The organism is Streptomyces sp. NPDC001492 (assembly GCF_053597275.1).
This window is the reverse complement of the sequence record NZ_JBSFHW010000004.1, coordinates 209,973-235,595: the sequence shown is the minus strand read 5'-3', so window position 1 is coordinate 235,595 and position 25,623 is coordinate 209,973. Positions and strand designations below refer to the sequence as shown.

The following is a 25,623-nucleotide window of genomic DNA, read 5'->3' as shown; positions in this document are numbered from 1 at the left end:
GCCGGATGGACAGGTCGATTCTCAACTGCCTTAGTGCCAGTGCCCGTTCTGAGCGGCCAGGGCGGCCGGAGTGAGCGGATTCATAGCCGTGACGTCGCGCGGGGCGATGGAGAAGCCCTGCCAGTGGACCGGCATCGGCTGCTGGTCCTCGTCCCGGGCTATGTGGTGGAAGCCCACGTTCACCCAGACGATGGGGTGGGTGAGGGTCTGCCCGTTGATCCACTTGTCGACGGACTTGCCGTGCCCGGCACCGCAGTTGAGCGGGTTGCCGCTGGCGTACTGCTCGCACTTGTTGTACTCGGTGAAGTACACGTCGTGGCTGGTGAAGCTGCGGCCCGGGTACTTCGCGGTGGGGCCCTGGACGATCTCGTACGAGCGCGGGTGGTCGTCCTTGTTCTTGCCGGCCGTGCTGACCACGCGCCACCAGCGCATGTCCTTGGCGTCGCCCGCGAGTTCCTTGGTGACCTTGGTGAGGGTCGTCTTGTTGGTCGGCGCCTGCTGGCTGCCCACCGGGGCACTGACCTTCGAGTCGTACTGCTCGACCTTGGTCTTGGACGAGCCGTCCAGGCCGAAGTCGAGCCGCCAGAAGATGTTGTGGCTGTGGCTGGTGGCGTAGGCCTTGGCGCCCTTGCCGATGGGCCAGCCGCGGCCGTCACCCGCGTCGTAGTCGTCGGGCGAGAGGCTGCCGGTGGCGCCGGCGTTCATGCTCATCGTGCCGTCGTCCTGGAAGCGCCACTCGGTGATGTACTCGTACCAGCCGACCTTGTTGACCGTGTAGAGGAGCAGGTCCTTGCCCTGCGCCTGGTAGGTCTTGTTGGCGTCGGACAGCAGGTGGTAGGCGTGGCCGCGGGAACGGGTCGTGGCGCACAGGCCCTTGACGTCCGAGGAGTCCGAGTAGAAGGGCGTCGCGACCTTGACGGTCTTGATGGTGCCGCCCGGGCATTCGTCGGGGGTGAGGTTCAGCAGGCCGTCGCCGAAGTTGTAGTCCGTGACGTCGTTGTACTCGACGCTGCCGTCGTCGTACGGAACGTCTATCTGGGCGAGTTTGGCGCTGTTGAGGACCTTGATCGGCTGGGACTCGCCGGGCGGCTGGTAGGAGATGTCGTCCAGGATGACCCCGGACCTGCTCTCGAAGCGCCAGCACATCCGCCAGGTGGTGCCGGTGGAGAGCTTCTGTTCGATCTGGTAGGCCGCGCTGCACTGGGGGGCCGCGGCGGCGGCCGCCTCCTTGTGGTCGGCGAAGGCCGGTGCCGCTGCCGTGCCGCCGAGGGCGAGCCCGACCGCGAGCGGGCCCACCAGGGCCCGCCTGCGCAGCGCGCTGCGGCGGGCACGGCTGTCTCTGTTGACGTGCATGACGAGGTGACTCCCTCACAGGAGAAGCAGGTGTGAAAAGTGAACGGACCCGGCTCAGCCGAGCTTGACGACCTTGCGGGCGCTCAGGTCGATCACGAAGTCCCGGGTGTCGATCCAGGCACCGTTCTTGACCTTCGGGAAGAGCCGGGTGCAGCGGTGTTCACCGCACTTGCCGAGCTCGGCGGGCCGCACGCCCGGGGTCGCCCGGAACACCATGCTGGTGAGCGTCAGCTGGTCCGGGGAGGTGAGCTCCTTGCCCGTGGCGTCCTTGTAGTCCGCCTTCAGGCCCGCGCCCAGCGGGTCCGCGATCAGCAGCCGGGCCGCCTCGGTCTGCTCGGCGATGCCGAGCGGCGGCTGGACGTCGTGCTGGGTGCTCGTCTCCTCGACCTTGCCGGTGTCCAGGTTGACGGTCTTGGTGACGACGCTGTCGCTGCGGTAGTCGTAGAACGTCACGTCCGCGCGCCGGGGCGCGTGCGCGGTGTCCGGCTGGTCGGTGTCCGGCTCGGTGAGCTCCACGGTGAGGCGCTGCGGGCCGCGGGCCCCCTTGACGTTCTCACCGGAGTTCAGCAGTTGCGGGCTCAGCGCGATCTTCTCGACGCGCTTCGTCTCGTCGTCGGTCAGCGGGTCGAGACCCTTGCCCTTCTCGCCCTCGGCCGGGGCCTGCTCGACGACGCCCGGAGCGGGCGTGCCGTTCGCCTGGGCCGCCTGCCCGGCCTGCCCTGCCCTGGCCCCTCCCGAATCGTCGGCCCCCGCCGTCCCCGGCAGCGTGATCCCGACCATCACGGCAGTTCCGGCCACCGCTATGGCCGCACCGGCCACCACCTTGCCCAGATGGCGGTGCACTATCTTGCGCACATTTGCCCCCTACTCCCCCTTCATCCCCGGGAGTACTTTTCTGCCCCACTGATTGGCATACGGCGTTGCCATACGGCGTATGCACAGGTCGCCCGGTAAGAGGGACGTAAGTCATAGGTGGTTCCATCACTTTCGGGGACACTCGACGCCAAGGCGCCCCCTGGGGCTCGCTCCACCTGAAAGAGTCGTGTCCATGCAGGTCTGGCCTGGCGAGGCGTATCCCCTCGGTGCCACGTACGACGGCGCCGGCACCAATTTCGCGGTCTTCACGGAGGCCGCGGACCGAGTAGAGCTGTGTCTGCTGCACGACGACGGCTCGGAGACGGCGGTGGAACTGCGCGAGAGCGACGCATTCGTACGGCACGCGTACGTGCCCGGCATCATGCCGGGACAGCGTTACGGCTTCCGTGTGCACGGCCCGTACGCCCCCGAGCGCGGCCTGCGCTGCAACTCGGCGAAGCTGCTGCTCGACCCGTACGCGCGCGCGATCAGCGGTTCCATCCGCTGGGGCGAGGAGGTCTACGGCTACCACTTCGACGCGCCCGACCGGCGCAACGACCTGGACTCGGCGCCGCACACGATGACGTCCGTGGTGGTCAACCCGTACTTCGACTGGGGCGACGACCGGCGGCCGCGGCGCGGATATCACGAGACGGTGATCTACGAGGCCCATGTCAAGGGCCTCACCATGCGGCACCCGGGGCTGCCCGAGGAGCTGCGCGGCACCTACGCGGCGCTCGCGCATCCGGTGATCATCGAGCATCTGGTGGAGCTCGGCGTGACCACGCTGGAGCTGATGCCGGTGCACCAGTTCGTCAATGACCACCGGCTGGTCGACATGGGCCTGAACAACTACTGGGGCTACAACACGATCGGTTTCTTCGCCCCGCACAACGCGTACGCCTCCTGGGGCGACCGCGGCCAGCAGGTCCTGGAGTTCAAGTCGGCGGTCCGGGCGCTGCACGAAGCGGGCATCGAGGTCATTCTGGATGTGGTCTACAACCACACGGCCGAGGGCAACCATCTGGGGCCGACACTGTCCTTCAAAGGCATCGACAACCCGCAGTATTACCGGCTCACCGAGGACCCGCGCTACTACATGGACACCACGGGCACCGGGAACTCGCTGCTCATGCGGTCACCGCACGTCCTCCAGCTGATCATGGACTCGTTGCGCTACTGGGTCACCGAGATGCACGTCGACGGCTTCCGCTTCGACCTGGCGGCGACCCTGGCCCGGCAGTTCCACGAGGTGGACCGGCTGTCGTCGTTCTTCGACCTGGTGCAGCAGGACCCGGTGGTCTCCCAGGTGAAGCTGATCGCCGAGCCGTGGGACGTCGGCGAGGGCGGCTACCAGGTGGGCAACTTCCCGCCGCTGTGGACCGAGTGGAACGGCAAGTACCGCGACACGGTACGGGACCTGTGGCGCGGCGAGCAGCGCGCGCTCGCGGAGTTCGCGTCCCGGCTGACCGGCTCCTCGGACCTCTACCAGGACGACGGGCGCCGCCCGCTCGCCTCGATCAACTTCGTCACCTGCCACGACGGTTTCACCCTGCACGACCTCGTCTCCTACAACCAGAAGCACAACAAGGCCAACGGCGAGGACAACCGGGACGGGGAGAGCCACAACCGGTCCTGGAACTGCGGGGAGGAGGGCGAGACCGACAACGCCGAGGTGCTGAAGCTGCGGGCGCGCCAGATGCGGAACTTCGTCGCCACGCTGATGCTCTCCCAGGGCGTGCCGATGATCAGCCACGGCGACGAGTTCGCGCGCACCCAGCGCGGCAACAACAACGCGTACTGCCAGGACAACGAGCTGGCCTGGGTGAAATGGGCGGATCCGGACGCGGAGGAGGACGGGGCCGACAGCGAGCTGCTGGCGTTCACACGCGCGATGGTGTGGCTGCGCAAGGACCATCCGGTCTTCCGCCGGCGCCGCTTCTTCCACGGGCGGCCGGTGGAGGGCACCCACGACGAGCTGTCGGACATCGCCTGGTTCACGCCGGAGGGCAAGGAGATGACCCAGCGGGACTGGGACTCGGCGCCGGCCTCGGCACTGACGGTGTTCCTGAACGGCAACGCGATCTCCGAGCCGGGTACGCGCGGAGAGCGCATCACCGACGACTCGTTCCTGCTGATGTTCAACGCCTCGCCGAAAACGCTGGACTTCGTGGTGCCCGTCAACCACGGCCGCCAGTGGGAGGTGGTGGTCGACACCGCCCGCTCGGACGGAGTGCCACCGCACACCGGCCCGAAGGTGCAGGCGGGCGACCGGCTGACGCTGGTGGACCGGAGCCTGACGGTGCTGCAGCGGCCGGTCTAAGGCCTGTCGTCCGCGGGGCCTACGACTCGGCGAGGCGGCCGGTGACGGCGACACGCTCCTTGGAGGGCGAGGGCGGCGCGGCGGGGGGGGCGGACGGACCGGGGCATGCGGGAGCGCGCGACGCTGCGGGCCCGACGGCCGCGCCGCCCTCGCCGTCGCGTGCCGTGCGAAGCCGCTGCCGCGCGTACGGCGGCCAGGCCGACCAGGGCCGGGCCCGGGGCGAGGGAGATCTCGTCGAGGGTGCTCTCGAAGGAGACCGGCGGGCCGGCGCCACAGGGGCCGATCAGCGGCACGGTCGCGCCCGCCGCCCCGAGGAGCGGCGGCAGCGCGACGGACAGACCTGCGAGGGACCCGGCGACGAGTGCGGGGGGCGCGGCGGCGTTGGCGAGCGAGAAGGCGAGCACGACCGTCCGCCGCCGTGCCGGTCGGCGAGCCATTCCCCGCCGGCGGACCGCGGGTAACCTGCCCGGCCGCCGGCCCCGCGGCGGCCTGCGAACCGCTGGTGCGGGCGAACCGGATCGTGGCCGTCGGCAGCCACGCGTGCGTGCACCCGTGCAGGGGACGATGACACGAAGGGCGGCAGGGCGGGTACGTAGGTTTGCATGACACCTGAGCGACCCGATCCCCCGGTGCCCACGGCCACCTACCGGCTCCAGCTGCAGCCCGAGTTCCCGTTCGCGGCCGCGGCGGCCGCCGTGCCGTATCTGGCCTCGCTCGGCGTCTCGCACCTGCACCTGTCCCCCGTCCTGGAGGCCGTACCGGGCTCGGCGCACGGCTACGACGTCGTGGACCACGCGCGCGTGCGTGAGGAACTGGGCGGCGAGGAAGGGCTGCGCACGCTGGCGCGCACCGCGCGGGAGCACGGTCTCGGCCTGGTGGTGGACATCGTGCCGAACCACATGGCGATGGCTCCGCGCCACAACCGCGCGCTGTGGGAGGTGCTGCGGGAGGGTCCCAAGTCGCCGTACGCGCGCTGGTTCGACATCGACTGGGAGGCGCAGGGCGGCCAGGTGCTGCTGCCGGTGCTGGGCGGCCCGCTCGGCTCGGTCATCGGTGAGCTGCGGGTCGACGGTGACGTGCTGCGCTACTACGACCATGTGTTCCCGCTGCGCGAGGGCACCGGGGAGCTGCCGCTGCCGCAGCTCCTGGACGCGCAGTGGTACCGGCCGGTGTGGTGGCGGCTGGCCCGCACCGAGCTCAACTACCGGCGTTTCTTCAGCATTTCGGAGCTCATCGGGGTGCGGGTCGAGGACCCGGAGGTGTTCGAGGCCACACATGCGAAGATCCTTCAGCTGCTGCACGAGGGTGTGCTCGACGGACTGCGGGTGGACCACCCCGACGGGCTCGCCGACCCCGACGCGTATCTGCGGCGGCTGCACGAGGCGACCGGCGGCCGCTGGACGGTCGTGGAGAAGATCCTGTCGGACGGAGAGGCCCTGCCGGCCTCCTGGCCCGTCGCGGGCACCACCGGCTACGACGCCCTGCGGCACATCGACGGCCTGTTCACCGATCCGGCCGGGTTCGGGGAACTCCTCGGCCAGTACCGGCGCTTCGCGGCCCCGCAGACCGACCGCGGCGGCGAGTGGGCCGCGACGGTACGGCGGGCGGCGTACAAGGTGCTCACGCACGAGCTGGCCGCCGAGATCGACCGGCTGACCCGGGTGGCGAGCAGACTGTGCGCCGCCGCACCGGACCCCGCGCTGCGCGACCGCGCTCCCTGGGCGCTGCGTACGGCGCTGCAGGAACTGCTGGTCCGTCTGGAGGTCTACCGGCCGTACGCCCCCGGGGACGCGGCCCGTGTGGTCACCGAGGAGGCCGCCGCCGAGGCCAAGCGGGCCTTCGTCGTCCCGGAGGAGTCCGGCGCGGTCGACGTCGTACGGGATCTGGTCCTCGGGCGTCATGGCGACGGGCCCGCCCACCCCGACCACACGGAGTTCCGGGCGCGGTTCGCGCAGACCGCGTCCGCGCTGCGGGCCAAGTCCGTGGAGGACACGGCGTTCTACCGCTATGTGCCGCTGCTGTCGGCGAACGAGGTGGGCGGCAACCCGGGGAGCCCGGCGGTGTCCCCGGAGGACTTCCACGCCTACTGCGCGCGCGTGCAGCGCGACTGGCCCGCGACCGGGACGGTCGTGTCGACGCACGACACGAAGCGCAGTGCCGACGTACGGGCGGCGCTGGCCCTGCTCACCGAGTGCCCGCAGCGCTGGGCGGACGTGCTGGCGGAGGTGACGCGCGCGGGAGAGGTCGTGCCGGACGCGCAGGTGGCGTGGGCGGCGTGGCAGACGGTGTTCGGGCTCGGTGCGGCGGCCGAGGAGCGTGTTCAGCAGGCCCTGTTGAAGCATGTGCGCGAGGCGGGGCTGCTGACGAGCTGGACGGAGCAGGAGCCCGCGTACGAGGAGGCGGTGGCGGCGTTCGTCTCGGCGGGCCCGTGCGGGGCCCCTGGCGAGCACGTGGTGGCTCTCCGCCGTGCGCTGGAGCCCCACATCCGGGCGAACGTGCTGGGCACCGCCCTGGTCCAGCTGACGATGCCGGGCGTGCCGGACGTCTACCAGGGCACCGAGGGCGAGTACCTGGCGCTGGTGGACCCGGACAACCGGCGTCCGGTGCGGTTCCCGCCCTCCGCGGACCCCGGCGAGAAGGGTCTGGTGACCGCGGCGGCGCTGCGGCTTCGCGCGCGGCGGCCCGGCGCCTTCGGGGACGCGGCGACGTACGCGCCGCTGACCGCCGAGGGGCCGGCTGCGGGCCACTGCGTGGCGTTCGCGCGCTCCGGAGAGGTCGTCACCGCCGTGACACGGCTGTCGCTGCGGCTGGCGGATGCGGGGGGCTGGCGGGACACCGTGCTGCCGCTGCCGGACGGGCGCTGGTCCGATGTGCTGTCTCCCGAGCGGGAGTTCGAGGGGCACGCGCGCGTGGGGGAGCTTTTCGAGCCGCTGCCGGTGGTGCTGCTGGAGCGGGTGGCCGCGGACTGAGCGGTCCGCGGGCTGCGTGGCGTTGCGGCTCCGCCGCGGGGGTGCGACGGGCCTTCAGCCGTCTGCCGCGCCGTCGTGGCTGATCGCGCCCACGCGGCGGAGCCGCACATGGACACAGCCCCGCGCCCCTTCGGGGCGCTGCCGATCCCGGCGGGCTTTGCTCAGCCTGCTCGGTCCGTCAGGGAGGATGTTCCCGGCGTCGGCCATGACGATCTGAGGAGGTCTACGAAGGCCTCTGCTGCGCCGGTGGGCGGCACGCGCGCGAAGACGGTCATCGGGCGCCTCCAGGACGGGGCGTGCGAGAGGACCGCGCAGTCCTCGCCGACCGCTCCACGGACGATGTGCGAGGGTGCGACGCAGACGCCGACTCCTGCCGCGGCCATCCGTACGGCCGTCGACGTGTGCTCGGTCCACACGGCGGTGCGCGGCGCGAAGCCGGACAGTCCGCAGGCCCAGTCGAGGAAGCGTTCGCCGTGCACGACGGGTTCCATGGCGCAGCGGATCCACCGGCGGTCGGCGAGTTCGGGCAGGGTCACCGTCGTACGGCCGGCGAAGCGGTCGTCGAAGGGGACCACGAGGACGGCCTCCTCCTCGCCGACGGGCACGACGGTGCCCGGCCGGCCGGCGGGTGCGGGGCCGACGGCGAGGTCCGCGGTGCCGCGCTCGACCTCCTCCTCCAGGGCCTGGGAGGTGGCGTACTCGTGCAGGTGAAGCAGCACATGGGGGTGGGCGGCGCGCCAGCGGGCGAACACGTCCGGCAGGACGCCCACCGCCACGGAGTGGACGGCGGCGATGTGCAGTTCGCCGCCCTCGGCACCGGCGGCGGCACGGGCCGCGCGGCGGGCCTGGGCGGCGCTGCGGACGGCACGCTCGGCGTGCGGACGGTAGGCGCGGCCCATCGGTGTGAGGCGCACTCCGCGCGGCATGCGCTCCAGAAGGGCGCCGCCGACCGACCGTTCCAGGGCCTTGATCTGGTGTGAGAGCGCGGGCTGGGAGACATGCAGGACCTCGGCCGCGCGCGTGAAGGACGCCTCGTCGACGACCGCCAGGAAGTACTCCATCTGGCGCAGACTCATGACCGGCCTCGTCTCATGAACGTCTTGCATCGGTTCTACAAGAATATTGCCTTGGACTTATGGCAAGGGGCGGACGGAGGCTGGGGGCATGGCCGACACACGGGACTTGAGCACTGCGGATGTCATCGTCATCGGCGGCGGTACCGGCGGGTACAGCACCGCCCTGCGCGCCGCCGCCCTCGGTCTCGATGTCGTACTCGTCGAGCGGGACAAGGTCGGCGGGACCTGTCTGCACCGCGGCTGCATCCCCAGCAAGGCGATGCTGCACGCCGCCGAGCTCGTCGACGGCATCGCCGAGGCGCGCGAGCGCTGGGGGGTGAAGGCGAGCCTGGACGCCGTCGACTGGACGGCGCTGGTCGCCACGCGTGACGACATCGTGGCCCGCAACCACCGGGGCGTGGAGGCGCATCTCGCGCAGGCCGGCGTACGGGTCGTGCGGGGCAGCGCCCGGCTTGCGGGGCCGCGCACGGTACAGGTGCAGGGCCCGGACGGTGAACTCGCGCTGGGTGTGGGGGACTTCGCCGCACGCCGGGGGATCGTCCTGGCCACCGGCTCTCGGCCGCGCACGCTCCCGGGGCTCGAGCCGGACGGCCGGCGCGTGGTGACGAGCGACGACGCGCTCTTCGCGCCGGGTCTGCCGGCGTCCGTCCTGGTGCTCGGCGGTGGCGCGATCGGCGTCGAGTACGCCTCGTTCCACCGCTCGATGGGAGCGGAGGTCACGCTCGTGGAGGCCGCCGACCGGCTCGTGCCGCTCGAGGACGTGGACGTGAGCCGTCACCTGACGCGTGGTCTGCAGAAGCGCGGCATCGACGTGCAGACGGGTGCCCGGCTGCTGGACGCGGAGCTGCTGGAGGACGGCGTACGCGCGCGTGTGCGCACGGCCCGCGGCGAGACCCGTGGCGTCGAGGTGGAGCGGCTCCTGGTGGCGGTCGGCCGGGCCCCGGTGACCGACGGTCTCGACCTGGCCGCCGCGGGCCTCACGACGGACGCGCGTGGCTTCGTCGAACCGGCCGACTGGGGCCGGCTGGAGACGCCGGTGGGCGGCGTTCACGTGGTCGGTGACCTGCTGCCGCCGCCGTCACTCGGCCTGGCGCACGCCTCGTTCGCGGAGGGCCTGCTGGTGGCCGAGACACTGGCCGGCGTGGCGTCCGTGCCGGTCGAGTACGCGGCCGTGCCCCGGGTGACCTACTCGTCGCCGCAGACCGCGGCCGTGGGCCTGAGCGAGGCGGAGGCACGCGCGCGTGGGTACGAGGTGGACGTCAACACCATGCCCCTGACGGCGGTCGCGAAGGGCATGGTGCACGGGCAGGGCGGGATGGTGAAGGTCGTCGCCGAGGCGGGCGGCGGGCAGGTGCTCGGTGTGCACCTGGTGGGCCCGCACGTGTCCGAGATGATCGCGGAGAGCCAGTTGGTCGTCGGCTGGGACGCGTACCCCTCGGACGTGGCCCGTCACATCCACCCGCACCCGACGCTGTCGGAGGCGGTCGGCGAGACCTTCCTGACCCTGGCCGGCCGCGGGCTGCACCAGCAGTGAGCGCCGGTGTCCGCGCCCCCCTTCGGCAGCAGCGCGCCGTGTCGTCGGCGGTGAATGCACCTGGGCGCCCCCTGGAGCCTCCCCCCAGGCGTTATTGACACTTCACCTTGAGCATGGGGTACTGCGGATTGCGAAGCCGGGCGGACGTGACGGGGGTGAGTCTCCTGCCGCAGCTGCGCTACCCCACCCTGACTCAACTCATCGCGTCCGCAGGCGCGTTGGTCGCTCACAGACCCGGCCTGTGCACCCTGAGGCAGGTCGGCGCATCCCGGGCGGGCAGACCCCTGCACCTGCTGTCCGTGGGCCATGCCCGGCGTGCCGTGCTCGTCGTCGCGGGGGCCCACGCCAACGAGCCGACCGGCGGCTCCACCCTGCTCGCGCTCGCCGAACGGGTGGTGTCCGAGCGGCAGTTGCGTGCGGACACCTCCTGGCACTTCCTGCTGTGCGCCGACCCCGACGGGGCGAGCCTGCACCGCACCCCGGCGCCGCGCAGCCTCTTCGACTACCACCTGGGGTTCTTCCGGCCGGCGGCCGAGGAGCAGCCGGAGTGGTCGCCGTCGGTGCTGCCGCCGCACCGGCTGCCGCCCGAGACCCGCGCCCTGACCCGGGTCATCGACGAGCTGCGCCCCTACCTCCAGGCGACCCTGCACGGGACCGACCTGGGCGGCAGCTGGGTCCAGCTGACCAAGGACATCCCGGGTCTCGCCGAGCCCTTCGCCAAGTCCGCGGCCGAGCTGCACATCCCGGTGGAGACGGGCGCCTCGGACGCCGCGGGCTGGGCCGCGTCCGGCCCCGGGGTGCATGTGATGCCCTCCCCCGGTGCGGGCGCCGCGTATCCGAGCATGCCGGACGACGCACGCCACAGCACCTGGTACGCCACCCACCGCCACGGCGGTCTGACGGCGGTGGTCGAGGTGCCGATGTGGGCCAGCGACCTGGTGGACGACCCGGCTCCGCATCCCGCTCCGGCCGCGGCGATGCGCCGGCTGGCGCGCCGGCTGCTGCGGGACGCGCTGGAGGTGGAGCGGGTGCTCGCCGAGGCGCTGCCGCGTCTTGAGGGCCTCGACGGTCCGCTGCTGCGGGCCGCCAAGTGGGCGCTGGAGCTGGTCCCTGGCCTGGCCGCGGACTGGGCGCACACACCGCCCGCCGACAACACGATGGCGTACGTCGGCAGTGTGGACGCGTTCGGCCGCCGCCTGCCGCTGCGGGCGGCGGCCATGCTGCTGCGCGTGCTGCAGGAGGCGGACGACCGGGCGGCACCGGGCCTGGAACGGCTGGTGGCGACCTGGAGCGACTCCTTCGCGGAGCGCTTCCGCGCCCGCTGGGTGCCTTTGGAGCACCAGGTCGAGCACCAGTCCCGGACGGTCCTCCTGGCGGCGCTGCACGCGCGCGACCGGGCGGCCTGACGGGGACCGGCACGCGCGCGGCAGGCCCGCGGCGGTGCCGCCGTCAGGCGTCCAGCGCGAACACCGATCCGGTGCGGCCGGCCATGACGCAGGCGCTGGAGAAGGTCTGGGTGTACTCGACCCGCCGGCCGCTCCACTCCCCGCGCGCGTGGACGGTCACCGGCGCGTAGATCATCGGGCAGAAGATGTTCTTCTTCGACGGGATGCGGGCGATGTCGCCGTCCGCCGCCGCCAGCTCCGAACACGCGTCGGCCGCTCGCGCGTGCCCCTGGGGCGGGTCGCACAGCAGCAGGGTGTCGCGTGTGTGCGGGGACCGGGCGTCGCCCTTGGTGACCGTGAGGTAGAGCCAGTCGGTCGGCGGGAAACCCGGGGACGCCGCCTGGGCCGGGGCCGCGCCGCCGGCGAGGAGGGCGGCCGCCAGCAGCGAGCCCCGTACCGCTTTCACTGTGGTGCTGATCGTCATTCCCGATGCATCGGCACGGCGGCCTGGGAACCCCACCCCGACTCACCCGAACGGGAGCACGCGGGCGCCTCCCGCAGGGCGAGCTCGAACGCCGCGAGCACCACGCGCGACTGGTACTCCACCTGGCGCGCGACCGGGATCCAGCGTGCCCCCATGCCCTCGCGGTAGTCGGCGCACCAGTCGTCGATGAGACGGTCCAGGTCCGGCAGCACACCGGCCGGGTCGCGGCCGGCGCGGGTCACGAGCTGGTGCAGCAGCCCCGCCGTGCGCAGCGCCAGCCTTCGTCCGGCGATGCGCAGGGCGACGAGGTGGGCGGTGCTGAGCGGCGGGAGGGGGCGGGCCCCGTCGGCGACGTCGGGGTCCCATGCGTCGGCGAGCCCGGGGCAGACCAGTAAATAGTCGTCCACCGGGGCGAGCAGGCGGGCCGCGTCCGGCATACCTGCGAGATGGGGCCGCAGCCGCGCGAGGAGCACCTCCAGGAGCCGGGTGTCGTGGCGCAGGGTGTGGCTGACGGTGCGCAGCACGGCGGCCGCGTCGGCGGGCGGAGCGCCGTCCTCGACGGCCGCCACGCCCCACATGGGCGCCTCGACGACGGCGGTGACCGTGCCGTGCCGGTAGGGGTGGAACCAGGTGGACTCGACGGCCGCCTCGGTGATGGCCGCGGCCAGGTCCCCGATGCGGGGAGGTGGGATGCGGTAGACGGCGGGCCCGAGGTTCGGCCAGTACAGGGTGTCGTAGGGACCGAGCTCGCGCGGGATGCCGAGGCGTGCGGCGGTGCGCGCGACGCGTCCCGCGAGGCCCGGCAGGTCGTGGGTGAGCTCCACGAAGCCGCCGCCCACGTCGACGCCGTGCAGCGAGCACTGCAGGAAGGGCCGCAGTTCGTCCTGGAGGTCGAGCAGGGTGCGGGTCTCCGGCAGGGCGGCGCCCGCCGCGCCGTCGGGCAGCCATTCGGGCTGTTCCAGGAAGCCGGGCCGGAAGAAGTTACGGAAGTACCGGCCCAGGGTGTACGGGCCCGCCAGCCAGCCCTCGTTGCGGCGCAGGCCGTCGGGGTCGAGGCTCAGCAGCAGGTTCCAGGTGGCGTCGGCGCCCTCCGTGAATCTGGGGTCGGCGAGCGCCCGTTCGGCCAGGCGCAGCACGGTGGCACCGCCGACGGGTTCGTTGGCGTGGGGTCCTGCCACGACGAGGGCCTGACGACTGCCGTGACCGACGGAAAGCAGCCACACGGGGGTGCCCGCGCGCGAGGTGCCGACGCGGCGCAGACGGGCGTCGCCCGGACGGCGGGATACGAGTGCTGCCGCCCGCGCGCCGAGCTCGTCGACGGTCGGGTAGCGGAGGAGGGGCGGCAGGGCACACCTCCACAATGTGGCGCCGTCGGTTCACCTGATGTGCATGGCGTACGCACAGTCAGTCACGACTTGAGGGTTACGTCAACACCATGGAGGGGAAAGCGATTTGCGCCATCACCCCACGTCAACGGGGTGTCATGCTCAGGCCAAAGCTAAGGCGTGACTCAGTCGCGCCTCAGTCGACGGCGAGCCGGAACGCCATCCGCCCGAAGCCCACCTGATCGCCCTCGCGGACGACGGCGGCCCCGATGACCCGCCGGCCGTTCACCGTCGTGCCGTTGGTCGAGCCGAGGTCGCGCAGCACCCACATGCCGCCCTGGCGGCTGAGTTCCGCGTGCACCCGGGACACGGTTTCATGCGTGAGGCGCAGTCCGTTGGCCGGATCCCGGCCGATGCGCAGCGGGTGGCCGCCCGCCGGGTGGGGCAGCAGCAGCTTGGGGAGGCGCTCGGCCTGCCAGGCCCTGCGCAGCCGTACGGTGAAGCCGGAGACCGCCTCCACCGTGCCGAACACCAGGCGCGCGACGCGGCTTTCCTGGGGGAGGTCGGCTGTGAGTGCGGCGAGTTCCTCCGAGCGGCGGGCGGTGAGGGCCAGCTCCATGCGGCGGATGAACGTGTCGTGCGAGAGCCGACCCATGGCGACGCCGTCACGCAGCACCTTCAGCGCCTTGTCGCGCTCCGCGTCGGACAGCCGCGCGGGGTACGTGTTGAACTCGAAAGACGACGTCACGTTGGTGATTGTCGGTCAGTGAACCCCGGGTGTCCAGAAAACCAGAAAACGGCCGCCACGCGCGCGCGTACCTGACGACACCCACCGTAAAAGGGGTGATTCAAAAGCGGATTGATCTCGTTTGAAGCACCATGGACGGGCTACATCACGGTGAGCAGACGAAGGGGAACCGTCCGTGCAGTTCGAGGTGTGGGCACCGCAGGCCGGCCGAGTGAGACTCCAGTGCGACGGCGCCACGCGCGCGTTGGAGCGTGATCCGGACCGGGAGGGCTGGTGGCGGACGGAGGCGGAGGCGCGGGACGGCTCGCGGTACGGGTTCGCGGTGGACGACGGCCCCGTGCTGCCCGACCCGCGTTCGCGCCGGCAGCCGGACGGCCCGGACGGGCTGAGCGCGGTCGTCGAGCACGACCGGTACGACTGGCGCACCGAGTGGGCCGGGCGCCCGCTGCCGGGCGCGGTCCTGTACGAGCTCCATGTGGGCACGTACACCCGTGAAGGCACCCTGGACGCGGCCGCAGAGCGGCTCGGGCATCTGGTCGAACTGGGCGTCACCCACGTCGAGTTGATGCCGCTGTGCCCCTTCCCGGGCCGGCACGGCTGGGGTTACGAGGGCGTCTCGCTGTGGGCCGTGCACGAGCCGTACGGCGGCCCCGAGGCGCTGAAACGGTTCGTCGACCGGGCTCACGCACTCGGCCTGGGCGTCGTCCTGGACGTCGTACACAATCATCTGGGCCCGTCGGGCAACTACCTGCCCGCGTTCGGGCCGTACTTCACGGACACGCACCACACGCCCTGGGGTTCCGCGGTCAACCTGGACGCCCCCGGCTCGGACGAGGTGCGGGCGTTCCTGCTGGGCAGCGCGCTGGCGTGGCTGCGCGACTACCGGATCGACGGACTGCGCCTGGACGCGGTGCACGCGCTGGCGGACACGCGCGCGTGCCACTTCCTCGAGGAGCTGTCGACGGCCGTGGACACCCTCGCGGCCGACCTGGGCCGGCCGCTGTTCCTGATCGCCGAGTCCGACCTCAACGACCCGCGGCTCATCACGCCCCGGACACAGGGCGGGCTCGGGCTGCAGGCGCAGTGGAACGACGACTTCCATCACGCCCTCCACACCGCGCTGACCGGCGAGTCCCAGGGCTACTACGCGGATTTCGCCCGCGCTCCGCTCGCCGCGGTGGCCCGGACCCTGACCCGCGGCTACTTCCACGACGGCACGTACTCCAGCTTCCGCGGCCGGCACCACGGGCGCCCCCTCGACAGCACGCGGGTGGCCGGGCACCGGCTGCTGGGCTACAGCCAGACCCACGACCAGGTGGGCAACCGCGCCCAGGGCGACCGTCTTTCGGCGCTCCTCTCCCCCGGTCTGCTCGCCTGCGCGGCCGCCCTCACGCTCACCGCGCCCTTCACCCCGATGCTGTTCATGGGCGAGGAGTGGGCGGCCGGTACGCCGTGGCAGTTCTTCACCGACCACACCGATCCGGAGCTCGCGGAGGCCGTACGGCGGGGCAGGCGGCGGGAGTTCGCGGCGCACGGCTGGGCCGAGGAGGACGTCCCGGATCCGCAGGACCCGGCGACCCGCGACCGCTCCTGTCTCGACTGGGCGGAGCTCGCGGACGAGTCCCACGCGCGCGTGCTGGACTGGTACCGCAGGCTCATCGCCCTGCGGCACGAGCAGGCCGATCTGACCGATCCCGACCTCGCGGACACCAAGGTGGCGTACGACGAGCAGGAGCGCTGGCTGGCCTTCCGCCGCGGGGACGTCCGCGTCGCCGTGAACCTCGCCAAGGAGCCGGCGGCGATCCCCCTGGGCCCCCGCCACGCGGAGGTACTCGCCGCATGGGAGCCCGTCGAGCCGCCGGGTGCGGACGGGGTGCTGCATGTCCCCGGGGAGTCGGCCGTGGTGCTGCTGCAGGCGTGACGGGCTGCCGGGCGCTCCGCGGGCTGTGCCGCGCTCGGCCGTCTGTCGTCCGCGGGTCCGTCGTGGCCACCGCACCGGACTTCGCCGGGGTCGCCTAGACCTCCTCGTCCGCGTCCTCGTCCCGGAACTCCGTCACCCTCTCCAGGAGGATCGCCTCCCAGGCGCGTCGGAGCTGGAGCCTGAGGAGGGGCAGGGGGCCGGTGTCCTGGCCCTGGAGGTGTCCGGCGAGGCGTACGACGGTGTCGCAGCGGGCCAGCCAGAGGCCGCGGAGGCAGGGGCGGGCGGCGTAGCCGGCGAGTGTGGCGGCGCGGACGGCGGCGGGTGAGCCGACCGCGATCGCGAGGCCGGCGATGTCCTCGGCGGGGTCGCCGACGGCCGCGTCGGTCCAGTCGAGGATGCCGCGCACCCGGCCGTCGGCGCTGACCACGAGGTGCTCGCCCTTGAGGTCGTGGTGGACGAGAACGGCGGTGCCGGGCTGCGCGGCGAGCTGGACGGCGGCCTGCGGGGTGAGCTGGTTCAGGCGGGCGGGATCGAACTCGTCGGCCGCGGCGAGGCGTTCGGCGGCGCGCCCGGCGGCCCGGCGCAGCGCCTCCAGGGAGCGCGGGGCGGTGCGCGGGACGCCGAGCGTCTCGGCCTGCCGTGCGGGCACCTCGCGCAGCCCGGTGAGCAGCCCCGCGAGATCGGCCTCACCGACGGCGGACACGTCGTGCTGCTCCGCCGTCCCGCCGGGCACCTTGGTGTCGAGCGTGTACGTCAGCCCGGGCGCCCACTCGCCGTGCGCCACGCTGGTCGGGACGGCGACCGGCAGGTGCGGGCGTACGAGGTCGCGCAGGCGCAGTTCGCGGCGCTGGCGCAGGGCGGCCTCGCGGTCCGGGGCGAGCCGCAGCACATGGCGGGTGCCGACCCACCAGGTGGAGTGCTCGCCGCCCTCGGCGACGGGCCGCACCTCGGGTCCGCCGGCCCCCCTTGTCGTGCCGTCCTTGATCAGTGAACTGACCAGCCGGCGGACGGTGTCCGCGGTGGGTGTCGGTGCCTGGGTCATGGTCGCGCCGTTGTCACTCGAAGGTGTGCTGGGGCTCCTGGGGTCGTTCAGTCCACTATGACCATCTCGCGGTCGGTGTTGTTGAGGCGACGGCCGCCGTCCTCGGTGACCGTGACGATGTCCTCGATGCGCACGCCGAAGCGGCCGGGCAGATAGATCCCGGGCTCGACGGAGAAGCACATGCCGGGCACGAGCGGCTGCCATTCGCCCTCGATCATGTACGGCGGCTCGTGCGTGGTGACGCCGATGCCGTGCCCGGTGCGGTGGATGAAGTACTCGCCGTACCCGGCCTCCGCGATGACCTCGCGGGCGGCGCGGTCGACCTCCTGGCAGGCCACGCCGGGCCTGACCGCCCGGAAGCCCGCCTCCTGGGCCTCGCGCACCAGGTCGTGCACCCGGCGCTCCTCCTCGGTGGGCTCGCCGACGTGGACGGTGCGGGAGGTGTCGGAGCCGTAGCCGTTCTTGAGTCCGCCGAAGTCGAGGACGACCATGTCGCCGCGTTCGATGACGCGCTCGCCGACCTCGTGGTGCGGGTTGGCGCCGTTCGGGCCGGAGGCGACGATGGTGAAGTCGACCTGCGAGTGGCCGAACCGCCGCAGCAGGTCGGCGAGGTCCGCTCCGACGTCGGACTCCCTGCGGCCGGCGAAGGGAACCTTGCGGATCTCCTCGAACGCCGCGTCCGCGGCCGCTCCCGCGGCCGCCATCAGTTCCAGTTCCGCCGGGTCCTTGACGGCGCGGAGCATCGGAAGGGCGTCGGTGAGGGACGCGTAGTCGGTGCCGGGCAGCGCGCGCTGCAGTCCGAGGAGGTGCATCGCCCAGGCGTTGTCACTGATGCCGAAGCGGCCGGTGCCGGCCAGCAGGGCGGCGGTCGCGGCGTAGGGGTCCTTGCCGTCGGTCCAGTCGCGCAGGGCCAGGGCGGGGGCGCCGGCGGCCTGTGCGGCGTCCGGGGCCTCCAGGGTGGGGACGACCAGGACGGGGGTGCGTCCCTGGACGAGGACCAGCAGGGTGAGCCGTTCGGTGACCGCGGTGGGCGCATAGCCGGTCAGCCACACCAGGTCGGGCCCGGGTGCCACCAGCAGCCCGGCGAGACCAGCGTCGGCGGCGGCCCGCGCGGCGCGGTCCATCCGGTCCCGGTAGTCGTCGGCGGTGAAGGGCGCGCGCGTACTGCCGGTCATCCGGGCCTCCCTGGGCGGGTGAAGGGACCACAAGGGACTACGGGCAGCATCCTGCCCGTACCGCGGGGGCGGCGCGACCGGTCTGCGGGTCTTTCGGAGGCCGCGTCGGCCATGGCGTCGGCTCTCCAGGGCGAGGCGGACGCCGAGGAGCAGCAGCACGCCCCCGGAGACCTGCTCCAGGCGGCGGCGCACCCCGGCGCGGGACAGGACGGCCCGCACCCGGGCGAGGACCCACACGTACAGGCCGTAGCAGCCGGCCTCGCAGACCGCCCGGAGTGCGGCGAGTCCCGCCTCCCCCACCGCCTCAAGGTTCGCGAGGTTGAGCAGCAGCCCGCCGCGGCAGGCGGCCCAGCCGCTCTTCTCGGCGCCCTCCCGGCCGTCCGGGACCCGGTCGGTGCGCCGCGCCTGCCGCAGCGCCTGGATGCCGAGACCACCGGTCTCGTTGCCGAGCACGGTCAGGACGCCGGAGCGGCGGCTGCGCAGCGACTGCTCGGTGCTGGGGCCGGGTGAGGCGGCGATCAGGGTGCGAATGTCCTCCCACCATGGGTGGACGATCCGGGGCGGCGTACGGCCGGCTCGCCGCACTGCTGGAGCGGCGGCCGGAGATCGCGGGGCTGATCACCGGTCATGCGCACACACCTGCCGCGAGCGTGTCCGCCGGACGGTCGGTGATGGTGGGTCTTGGCGTGACGTGGACGCTGTGGCTGCCCCGGGAGGGCGACGGACGGCTCACCGCTCGCTTCCGGGGCGTCACGTGACGACGCCGGGCACCGCCGTCAACTGCTGGTAGCCGCCGCTGCGGTGACGGACCGTCAGCGTGATGCCGACGCCCGGGCGGGCCCGGGCGACGGCTCGTGCGAGGTCGGCGGCCGAGTCGATGCGGGTCCTGCCGAACGCGAGGAGTACGTCGCCCCGGACGAGGCCCGCCGCATAGCCCGGGCCGGGCACGTGGACGCCGACGACCAGGGCGCCCGCCCTGTACGCGTCCACGGCCTCCAGGCCGAGGGTCGCGGCGGCGGGCGCCGGGGACGCAGACGCCGGCGGGGACGACGGGCCGGGGTGCGCCCCGGCCGACGGGGTGCCCTGCGCCTGGCGTTGCAGGTCGGCGATTTTGCTCATGCCGATCACCGTGGCGCCGACCGTCCCGAGACCGACCCCGGACAGCACCAGGACCGTTCCGACGAGCAGGCCGAACAGTGCGGCCCTGAGCCTGCGGCCGCGCCGGCGCGCGGCGTGCGGGCGCCGGGCGGGGCGGGGCTCGGTGCCGCCGCCGGACTCCCCACCGGGCATCGGCTTGGGACGCAACGCAGTCTGTTCCATGGATCGCCTCCGGCTGGACCTCTACCCGGAGCCCCGGCGCCCGACGAGCCACGAACGAGTGAGACTGCGACGGCCCGCGGCACTCAGCCCGTGCGGCCCTCGCCGTGACCGCCGTGCGCGCCGCCGTGGTCGAACTTCATCGCCTCCTCGGGCATCACGACGAAGGGCCGCATCATGCCCATGTCCTCGTGCTCCAGAAGGTGGCAGTGGTACATGAACCGGCCGTACGCCCCGTCGAACCTGCCCATGACACGCAGTATCTGACCGCCCGGCACCCGGAAGACGTCCTTGTAGCCGCGTTCGTTGGGCGCCAGCGGAATCCGCGTGCCCGCGTCGAACGCGATCGGGGCCCGCGTGCCGCCCACCGACGGGTCGAAGCCCGAGACGTCGTACGCGTCCCGGCCCAGCAGCTGGAAGTCGGCCAGGTGGATGTGCATCGGGTGGACGATCGGCGCGAGGTTCAGGAAGCTCCACTGCTCGTAGGAGCCCTCGGCGATGGTGAATCCGAGGCCGTCGTTGAACGTCCGCGATGTGCGCCGGTACGTCTTCGTCGTGCCGTCCGGGCCCTTGAGCTGGATGATGCCGTCGGTGGGGACCTGGATGTCGCCGGGGTCGGTGACCTCGGCCATCTCCCAGATCTCCGGGTGTCCGCCGGCGCCCTTGGTGGCGGGCGGGGTGAGCACGATCAGACGGTGGCCGTGCGGGGTGTCGTGGGTGAGCCGGCGGAAGGAGCCGGAGAGCACCTCGGGCAGTTCGAAGGTGTCCGTGCAGCCGCCCTCGCCCACCCGGAACTCCAGGACCGCCGGGTAGCGCACGTCGTTCACCGGGTCGGGCACGCCCGGTGCCTGTCCGCGGCCCTTGTTGACCAGGCGCAGCTTCTTGCCCGCGAGGCCGCGGAAGTCGACGAGCAGGTCGAAGCGCTCGGCCGGTGCGGCGGTCAGCGTGGGCAGCGCGTCGTCGAAGTCGACCGGGACAGGGCGGGGCAGCAGTCCGCCGTCGCTGCCGATCTGGTGGACGACGCCCGGCACCGGGTTGTCGTCCTCGTCGACGAGGACGAGGCTGTAGATGCGCGCGTTGGACGCGTTGACGAGCCGGAAGCGGTACCAGGCGTCGTCGACCTCGGCGTACGGCCAGATGCGGCCGTTGACCGTCGTGTACGGGCCGGTGAACGGGATGGAGACCGGTTTGCCCGTCTCCGGGTTCTGCTGCTGGACGATCACCGTCTTGTGCAGCAGCCGCCCGTTGAGCCGGCCGTCCTCGTCCGTGTCGAGGTTCCGGTCGGCGAGCAGCAGCGGGATCTCCCTGTCCCCGGAGGGCAGCCCGAGCGCGTCCTCCTCGTCGTCACGGACGAGGTAGGTGCCGTACAGGCCCGTGTGCACGTTCCACCGGGTGATGTTCATGGCGTGGTCGTGGTACCACCACTGCACCGCCTGGTGCTCGTTCGGATACTCCGAGAGCTGGGCGTCGCCGTACCCGACAGCGTTGTCCGCCCAGCCGTCGTTGCCGCCGCCCGTCTGGGCTCCGTGCAGGTGTGTCACCGACCAGGCGGGCAGGGCGGCGACGTCCTTGTTCGGCTCGACGCCCTCCCGGCCGGGCTCGGTGGTGGGCGGCGGGGTGCCGGGGGCGCGGACCGGCACCTCCACCGAGGTGACCGGGTATTCGCTGCCCTTGGGAATGCGGTTGGTCCAGGCGATGCGGACACGCTGTCCGCGGCGCACCTCGACGGTCGGGCCCGGCACCTGCCCGTCGTACCCCCACATCAGGGTCGGCGGAAGCTGCGGGTGCAACCGGACCCAGGTCGGGCGCAGGGCGATCTCCGTCTCCCGCAGGACGTCACCGGATCCGGGACGCACGACGGGCGGGACGGGTAACGGCGTGACGTACGGCGCCAGTTCGTCCGGAGCCGGCGCCGTCTCCCCCGTGCCGCCCTCGGTGATCCTCTCGATGATGTCGGTCAAGGCTCGAACACCCCCGTGTTCTGTGGTCTGTTCCCCTTGCCTCAGAAGACTCCCGACGCCTCGCCCAAGTTCCCTGAATGTCACGTTCCGCACGAAAAAGTTTATTGTGCGGTCATGACGGCAGGCCGGTCCGGAAGGAAGCCGTGGGTGCGGCGCGCCAGATGCTCCGGCTTGTAACGGTCCACGTTGCGGTGCCAGTTGAGGATGCCCGCCATCCAGTTCTGGAGGTCCTTCACATAGCCGTCCATCGCCGCGCGCCCCTCGTCGGAGAGGCCGAAGTCGTCGTAGACGACGGGTAGTTCGTGTGCGGCGACGTGTTCGAACTGCCGCATGCGCTGGGTCATCAGGTCGTGGACGACGGAGAGCGCGGTGGGGTAGTCGATGCCGAAGAAGTTCTGCACGACGAGGATCGCGTTGTGGATCTCGCCCTCGTACTCGATCTCCTTCTGGTACGAGAAGACGTCGTTGATGAGGCACCCGTAGTCGATGGCGGCGTTCTCCAGGGCGCGGACGGGGCCGCTGCGGTGGACCTCGGGCGGGACCGCGGGGCCGTGGCCCATCCGGCACATGCTCAGGGTGAGGTCGGAGCCGAAGGTGGCGCGGCGCATCTCCAGGTAGTCGACCGGGTCCGGGATGCGGTTCTGCAACTGGTTGGACAGCTCCCACACCCAGCTCTCGGTCATGACGTTCACCGAGTCCTTGAGGGTGCGCCGCTGCTCGGGGGTCATCTGCGCCGTGGTGCGCGCCCAGAGGTCGATGAGGCCGCGCTCCATGCCGTTGAGCGGGGCGGGGACCTCCTCGCCGTCGACGGGCATGCAGTCCGACAGGCGCCGGGTGGTCAGCCGGGCGGCGGCCAGGTCACGGCGGTGGCCGTGGACGAGCGGGTAGTAGTCGTCGCCGTACGTGCCCCAGGCGAGCCACTGCGAGCTGAGGTCGAGGGCCTCGGGTGTCGCATCGGGGTCGAGGCCCGCGGAGCACAGCGGGAGGTCGGCGGCGGCCAGTCTGTCCTCGTCCCAGACGCCCTCCTGGAGCATGCCCATGGCGTGCATCCAGCCGGTGAGGCGCTGCCGGGCTCCGTCCAGGTGGGGGCTGAGTTCGACCTCGAAGGGCATGTGGAAGTCGGGCAGCAGGGACGGGCCGACCTTCTGGTACGGCACATGCGTGTAGGCCCGCAGGCGCTCGGCGCCGGCCGCCGCGAGCAGGGCACCGACATCGGCGGCGGAGGTGCCGGGGCCGGTCAGGCCGTGCCACGGCTGCGTGGTCTGCGCGCGGGCGTTCATGTAGCGGCTGGAGCGCATGTGCCATTCGTGGCCGCCGGACTGCCAGTCCTGCAGGCCCTGCGCGTACTTGGCGACGGCGGCGACCTCGTGCGGGGTGAGGCCCTTGTCCAGGGCCAGTGCGGGCACTTCGGTGAGGGCGGTGTGCTCGAACTGGTGGAGGCGGGAGGTGAGGACGTCGTTGACGGTGTCGGCGGCCTCCTGGGTGGTGCAGCCGAAGAAGGTCTCCAGGACGAGCACGCCGTTGCTGTTCTCGCCCTCGTCCTCGACCTCGCGCTGGTAGGAGAACAGGTCGTTGCGCAGGTGGACGGCGTCGGAGAACGTCTCCATCAGCACCCTGAGCGGCCTCGACTCCGCCACGGAGGCCGGGACTTCGGCGGTCGCGTACTCCACGAGCCCCGCCGACCAGGGGGCGCCGCCCACCTTGCGGCGCATCTCGATGTACTCGACCGGGTTGGCGATCCGCCCCTCGTTGATGTTGGACAGCTCCCACAGGGACTCGTTGAGGAGGTGCTCGGTCGCCACGGCGAAGCGGCGGCGCCAGTCCACCGACATCGACGGCACGGTGCGTGCCCACAGGTCGGCGAGCCCGGCCTCGACCGGGTTCTGCGGCTCCGGTACGGGTGTGGCGAGGTCGAGGGGCATGAACAAGGGCAGCCGGTCCAGGTAGGCCTTGCCGCCGACGCGGTCCTGGCTGCGCTTGAAGGTCTCCAGGAAGTGGTCGTCGAAGAAGAAGACCCACACGTACCAGTCGGTGATCAGGGAGAGGGCGGGGCCGTCGCACTCGGGGTGGGTGTAGGCGCAGAGGAGTCCGTAGTCGTGCGCGTCGAGGTCGGACTGCTCCCAGATCCCGGACCCCTCCAGCATGCCCATCCCCCGTGCCCACTCGGTCGAATGGGCCCGCGCCTCGTCGACATGCGGGTTCAGCCGCGCGGGATACGGCATGTAGAAGTGCGGGAGTTCGAAGGGCTGCTGCGTCATGGCCGGGGCCCTACCCGTGCCTCTCCGGCGCCATCCGCCGGCCGGGACATGATCACACCATCGCGTGAATCGGGGGCGAACCGGGAACAGGCGGCGGTCCTAGGATCCCCGCACCGCCCGCCCCACCTCCGCCCGCAGCGCCACGAACTCGGGCAGGCCCCGGGTGGCGATCTGGTCGCGCTTCCCGGGGAGTTCGACGGGCAGGTCGAGGACGATGTGGGAGGCGGGGGCCGGGGAGAGGACGACGACGCGGTCGCCGACGTAGACGCTCTCGTCGATGTCGTGGGTGACGAACACGATGGTCGTGCCCTCGGTGCGGTGGACCTCCAGCAGAAGGTCCTCCAGGTCCTCGCGGGTCTGGGCGTCCAGGGAGCCGAAGGGTTCGTCCATGAGCAGCAGGGAGGGGCGGCAGACCAGGGCGCGGGCGATGGCGACCCGTTGCTGCATGCCGCCCGACAGCTGCCAGGGGTGACGGCGGCCGGCGCCGATTCCCGTCCGCAATCCCCGTAACGCCATGCGGCATGACTACCCGGTAATTGTCATGATCACCACATCAAGGCGGGTCAACCGGCCACTCTTTGGAGAAATACGAAGGCCTTGCCGAAGCCCCGCGGCGAACGCCACCGTGATCGCATGCATGAGACCCCACCGGTCCCGGACGTCTTCGATCCACGGCAGTACGCCGCCGGGGTGCCCCACGCCGCCTACCGCGCGCTCCGCGACCACCACCCCGTGGCCTGGCAGGACGAGCCCGAGGTGCTGGGCTGGCCCGCCGGGCCCGGCTTCTGGGCGGTGACCCGGCACGCGGACGTGGTACGCGTCCTCAAGGACTCGGCGACCTACTCCTCACACCTCGGCGCCACCCAGATCCGCGACCCCGACCCCGCCGACCTCCCCTTCATCCGGCGCATGATGCTCAATCAGGATCCGCCGGAGCACGGGCGGCTGAGGCGACTGGTCAGCCGCGCCTTCACCCCCGGGCGCATCGACCGCTTCAGGTCCGTCGCGCGGGAGCGGGCGCGCCGGCTGTTCGCACAGGCCCTCGAAACGGCCCGGGCGGCGAACGGCACCGTCGACCTCGTCACCGCCGTGACCGACGACTACGCCCTGCTCAACCTCGCCGACCTGCTCGGCGTCCCGGACGGCGACCGCGGCCTGCTGCTGCACTGGACGCAGCGGGTCATCGGCTACCAGGACCCGGACGAGGCCGGCACCCCCGTGCTCGACGCGGCGGGCGAACCGGTCAACCCCCGCTCCCCCGCGATGCTCCGGGACATGTTCGCCTACGCCCAGCAGCTCGCCGCGCACAAGCGCCGCCACCCCGCCGACGACGTGCTGACGACGCTCGCCCAGGACACGGAACTCGCCGACGCCGAACTGGAGATGTTCTTCTTCCTGCTCACCGTCGCGGGCAATGACACCGTCCGCGGCGCCGCCCCCGGCGGGCTGCTGACCCTGGCCGAGCACCCGGAGGCGTACGAGCTGCTGCGCGCGGGAAAGGCCGAACTGCCACTCGCTGTCGAGGAGTTGCTGCGCCGGCACCCGCCGGTCCTCACCTTCCGCCGCACCGCCGCCCGCGACACCGAGCTGGCGGGGCGGCGCATCCGTGCGGGCGACAAGGTGGTCGTCTTCCATGCCTCCGCGAACCACGACGAAAGGGTCTTCGAGGCGCCGGAGCTCCTCGACCTGTCCCGTACGCCGAACCCGCACGTCTCCTTCGGGGACGGTCCGCATGTCTGCCTGGGCGCGCACTTCGCCCGGTTGCAGCTGCGGGTGCTGTACGGGGAGGCGCTGCGCGCCCTGCCGGTCCTGCGCACGGCGGGGCCGGCCAAGCGGCTGACGTCCAACTTCATCAACGGAATCAAGTCGCTGCCGGTGCTGGTGGCCTGAGGTTCAA

General features: G+C 72.2%; 18 protein-coding genes and 2 pseudogenes. 7 read left to right on the top strand and 13 right to left on the bottom strand.

What is annotated here, in order from left to right:
* Window positions 1-30: 30 nt before the first annotated feature.
* Both ACWC1K_RS07060 and ACWC1K_RS07055 read right to left on the bottom strand, forming a co-directional pair.
* Entirely contained in the window at window positions 31-1,353 is a 1,323-nt protein-coding gene (locus ACWC1K_RS07060; RefSeq protein WP_450829223.1) for a copper amine oxidase, read from the bottom strand.
* A gap of 54 nt (window positions 1,354-1,407) precedes the next feature.
* A complete protein-coding gene (locus ACWC1K_RS07055) occupies window positions 1,408-2,208 on the bottom strand; it encodes a Tat pathway signal sequence domain protein (RefSeq protein ID WP_450829222.1) in 801 nt (266 codons plus the stop codon).
* A gap of 193 nt (window positions 2,209-2,401) precedes the next feature.
* Between ACWC1K_RS07055 and glgX the strand changes: the two genes are divergently transcribed.
* Complete coding sequence (gene glgX, locus ACWC1K_RS07050) at window positions 2,402-4,531, top strand: glycogen debranching protein GlgX (protein ID WP_450829221.1); 2,130 nt, start codon at window positions 2,402-2,404, stop codon at window positions 4,529-4,531.
* Here the strand turns inward: glgX and ACWC1K_RS07045 are convergent.
* Window positions 4,528-4,968, bottom strand: a complete 441-nt coding sequence (locus ACWC1K_RS07045; RefSeq protein ID WP_450829220.1) for a hypothetical protein — start codon at window positions 4,966-4,968, stop codon at window positions 4,528-4,530. The genes glgX and ACWC1K_RS07045 overlap by 4 nt on opposite strands.
* A gap of 165 nt (window positions 4,969-5,133) precedes the next feature.
* Between ACWC1K_RS07045 and treY the strand changes: the two genes are divergently transcribed.
* The gene (treY, locus tag ACWC1K_RS07040) at window positions 5,134-7,500 is read left to right on the top strand and encodes a malto-oligosyltrehalose synthase (protein ID WP_450829219.1); all 2,367 of its coding nucleotides are present in this window, start codon (window positions 5,134-5,136) and stop codon (window positions 7,498-7,500) included.
* A 161-nt stretch (window positions 7,501-7,661) separates the two neighbouring features.
* Here the strand turns inward: treY and ACWC1K_RS07035 are convergent, their stop codons facing one another.
* Window positions 7,662-8,576 (bottom strand): LysR family transcriptional regulator, encoded by a 915-nt coding sequence (locus tag ACWC1K_RS07035; protein ID WP_450829218.1) that lies wholly within the window; start codon window positions 8,574-8,576, stop codon window positions 7,662-7,664.
* Window positions 8,577-8,664: 88 nt separating this feature from the next.
* Between ACWC1K_RS07035 and lpdA the strand changes: the two genes are divergently transcribed.
* Both lpdA and ACWC1K_RS07025 read left to right on the top strand, forming a co-directional pair.
* Window positions 8,665-10,110, top strand: a complete 1,446-nt coding sequence (gene lpdA, locus ACWC1K_RS07030) for a dihydrolipoyl dehydrogenase (protein ID WP_450829217.1) — start codon at window positions 8,665-8,667, stop codon at window positions 10,108-10,110.
* A 155-nt stretch (window positions 10,111-10,265) separates the two neighbouring features.
* Window positions 10,266-11,516 carry a M14 family zinc carboxypeptidase gene (locus tag ACWC1K_RS07025; RefSeq protein WP_450829216.1) on the top strand — a complete coding sequence of 417 codons (1,251 nt, stop codon included), beginning with the start codon at window positions 10,266-10,268 and terminating at the stop codon, window positions 11,514-11,516.
* A gap of 43 nt (window positions 11,517-11,559) precedes the next feature.
* Here the strand turns inward: ACWC1K_RS07025 and ACWC1K_RS07020 are convergent, their stop codons facing one another.
* The 3 genes from ACWC1K_RS07020 to ACWC1K_RS07010 form a co-directional block, all read right to left on the bottom strand.
* On the bottom strand, window positions 11,560-11,979 hold the full coding sequence (locus tag ACWC1K_RS07020) for an SSI family serine proteinase inhibitor (RefSeq protein ID WP_351467508.1): 420 nt from the start codon (window positions 11,977-11,979) through the stop codon (window positions 11,560-11,562).
* Window positions 11,976-13,340: a M14 family zinc carboxypeptidase gene (locus ACWC1K_RS07015; RefSeq protein ID WP_450829215.1), complete on the bottom strand. Its 1,365-nt coding sequence runs from the start codon at window positions 13,338-13,340 to the stop codon at window positions 11,976-11,978. Before ACWC1K_RS07015 ends, ACWC1K_RS07020 begins: the two co-directional genes overlap by 4 nt.
* 160 nt (window positions 13,341-13,500) lie before the next feature.
* Window positions 13,501-14,052, bottom strand: a complete 552-nt coding sequence (locus ACWC1K_RS07010) for an FHA domain-containing protein (protein WP_450829214.1) — start codon at window positions 14,050-14,052, stop codon at window positions 13,501-13,503.
* A 175-nt stretch (window positions 14,053-14,227) separates the two neighbouring features.
* Between ACWC1K_RS07010 and treZ the strand changes: the two genes are divergently transcribed.
* Window positions 14,228-15,973, top strand: coding sequence for a malto-oligosyltrehalose trehalohydrolase (treZ, locus tag ACWC1K_RS07005; protein ID WP_450829213.1), 1,746 nt, complete (start codon window positions 14,228-14,230; stop codon window positions 15,971-15,973).
* 94 nt (window positions 15,974-16,067) lie between these two features.
* Here the strand turns inward: treZ and ACWC1K_RS07000 are convergent, their stop codons facing one another.
* A complete protein-coding gene (locus ACWC1K_RS07000) occupies window positions 16,068-17,015 on the bottom strand; it encodes an aminoglycoside phosphotransferase family protein (protein ID WP_450829212.1) in 948 nt (315 codons plus the stop codon).
* A gap of 47 nt (window positions 17,016-17,062) precedes the next feature.
* Window positions 17,063-18,190 (bottom strand): M24 family metallopeptidase, encoded by a 1,128-nt coding sequence (locus tag ACWC1K_RS06995; protein WP_450829340.1) that lies wholly within the window; start codon window positions 18,188-18,190, stop codon window positions 17,063-17,065.
* A gap of 572 nt (window positions 18,191-18,762) precedes the next feature.
* Between ACWC1K_RS06995 and ACWC1K_RS06990 the strand changes: the two are divergent.
* Window positions 18,763-18,948, top strand: a pseudogene (locus tag ACWC1K_RS06990) (phosphodiesterase); the annotation flags it as partial.
* Here the strand turns inward: ACWC1K_RS06990 and ACWC1K_RS06985 are convergent.
* The 4 genes and pseudogenes from ACWC1K_RS06985 to ACWC1K_RS06970 form a co-directional block, all read right to left on the bottom strand.
* On the bottom strand, window positions 18,941-19,510 hold the full coding sequence (locus ACWC1K_RS06985) for a PDZ domain-containing protein (protein ID WP_450829211.1): 570 nt from the start codon (window positions 19,508-19,510) through the stop codon (window positions 18,941-18,943). The pseudogene ACWC1K_RS06990 and the gene ACWC1K_RS06985 sit on opposite strands and share 8 nt — an antisense overlap.
* An 83-nt stretch (window positions 19,511-19,593) precedes the next feature.
* Window positions 19,594-21,468, bottom strand: a complete 1,875-nt coding sequence (gene phsA, locus ACWC1K_RS06980; protein WP_450829210.1) for an O-aminophenol oxidase PhsA — start codon at window positions 21,466-21,468, stop codon at window positions 19,594-19,596.
* A gap of 101 nt (window positions 21,469-21,569) precedes the next feature.
* Window positions 21,570-23,726: a germacradienol/geosmin synthase Cyc2 gene (gene cyc2 / locus ACWC1K_RS06975; protein ID WP_450829209.1), complete on the bottom strand. Its 2,157-nt coding sequence runs from the start codon at window positions 23,724-23,726 to the stop codon at window positions 21,570-21,572.
* A 99-nt stretch (window positions 23,727-23,825) separates the two neighbouring features.
* Window positions 23,826-24,224, bottom strand: a pseudogene (locus ACWC1K_RS06970) (ATP-binding cassette domain-containing protein); the annotation flags it as partial.
* 135 nt (window positions 24,225-24,359) lie between these two features.
* On the opposite strand from ACWC1K_RS06970, the gene ACWC1K_RS06965 reads away from it, so the two are divergent.
* On the top strand, window positions 24,360-25,616 hold the full coding sequence (locus ACWC1K_RS06965) for a cytochrome P450 (RefSeq protein ID WP_450829208.1): 1,257 nt from the start codon (window positions 24,360-24,362) through the stop codon (window positions 25,614-25,616).
* Window positions 25,617-25,623 lie beyond the last annotated feature (7 nt).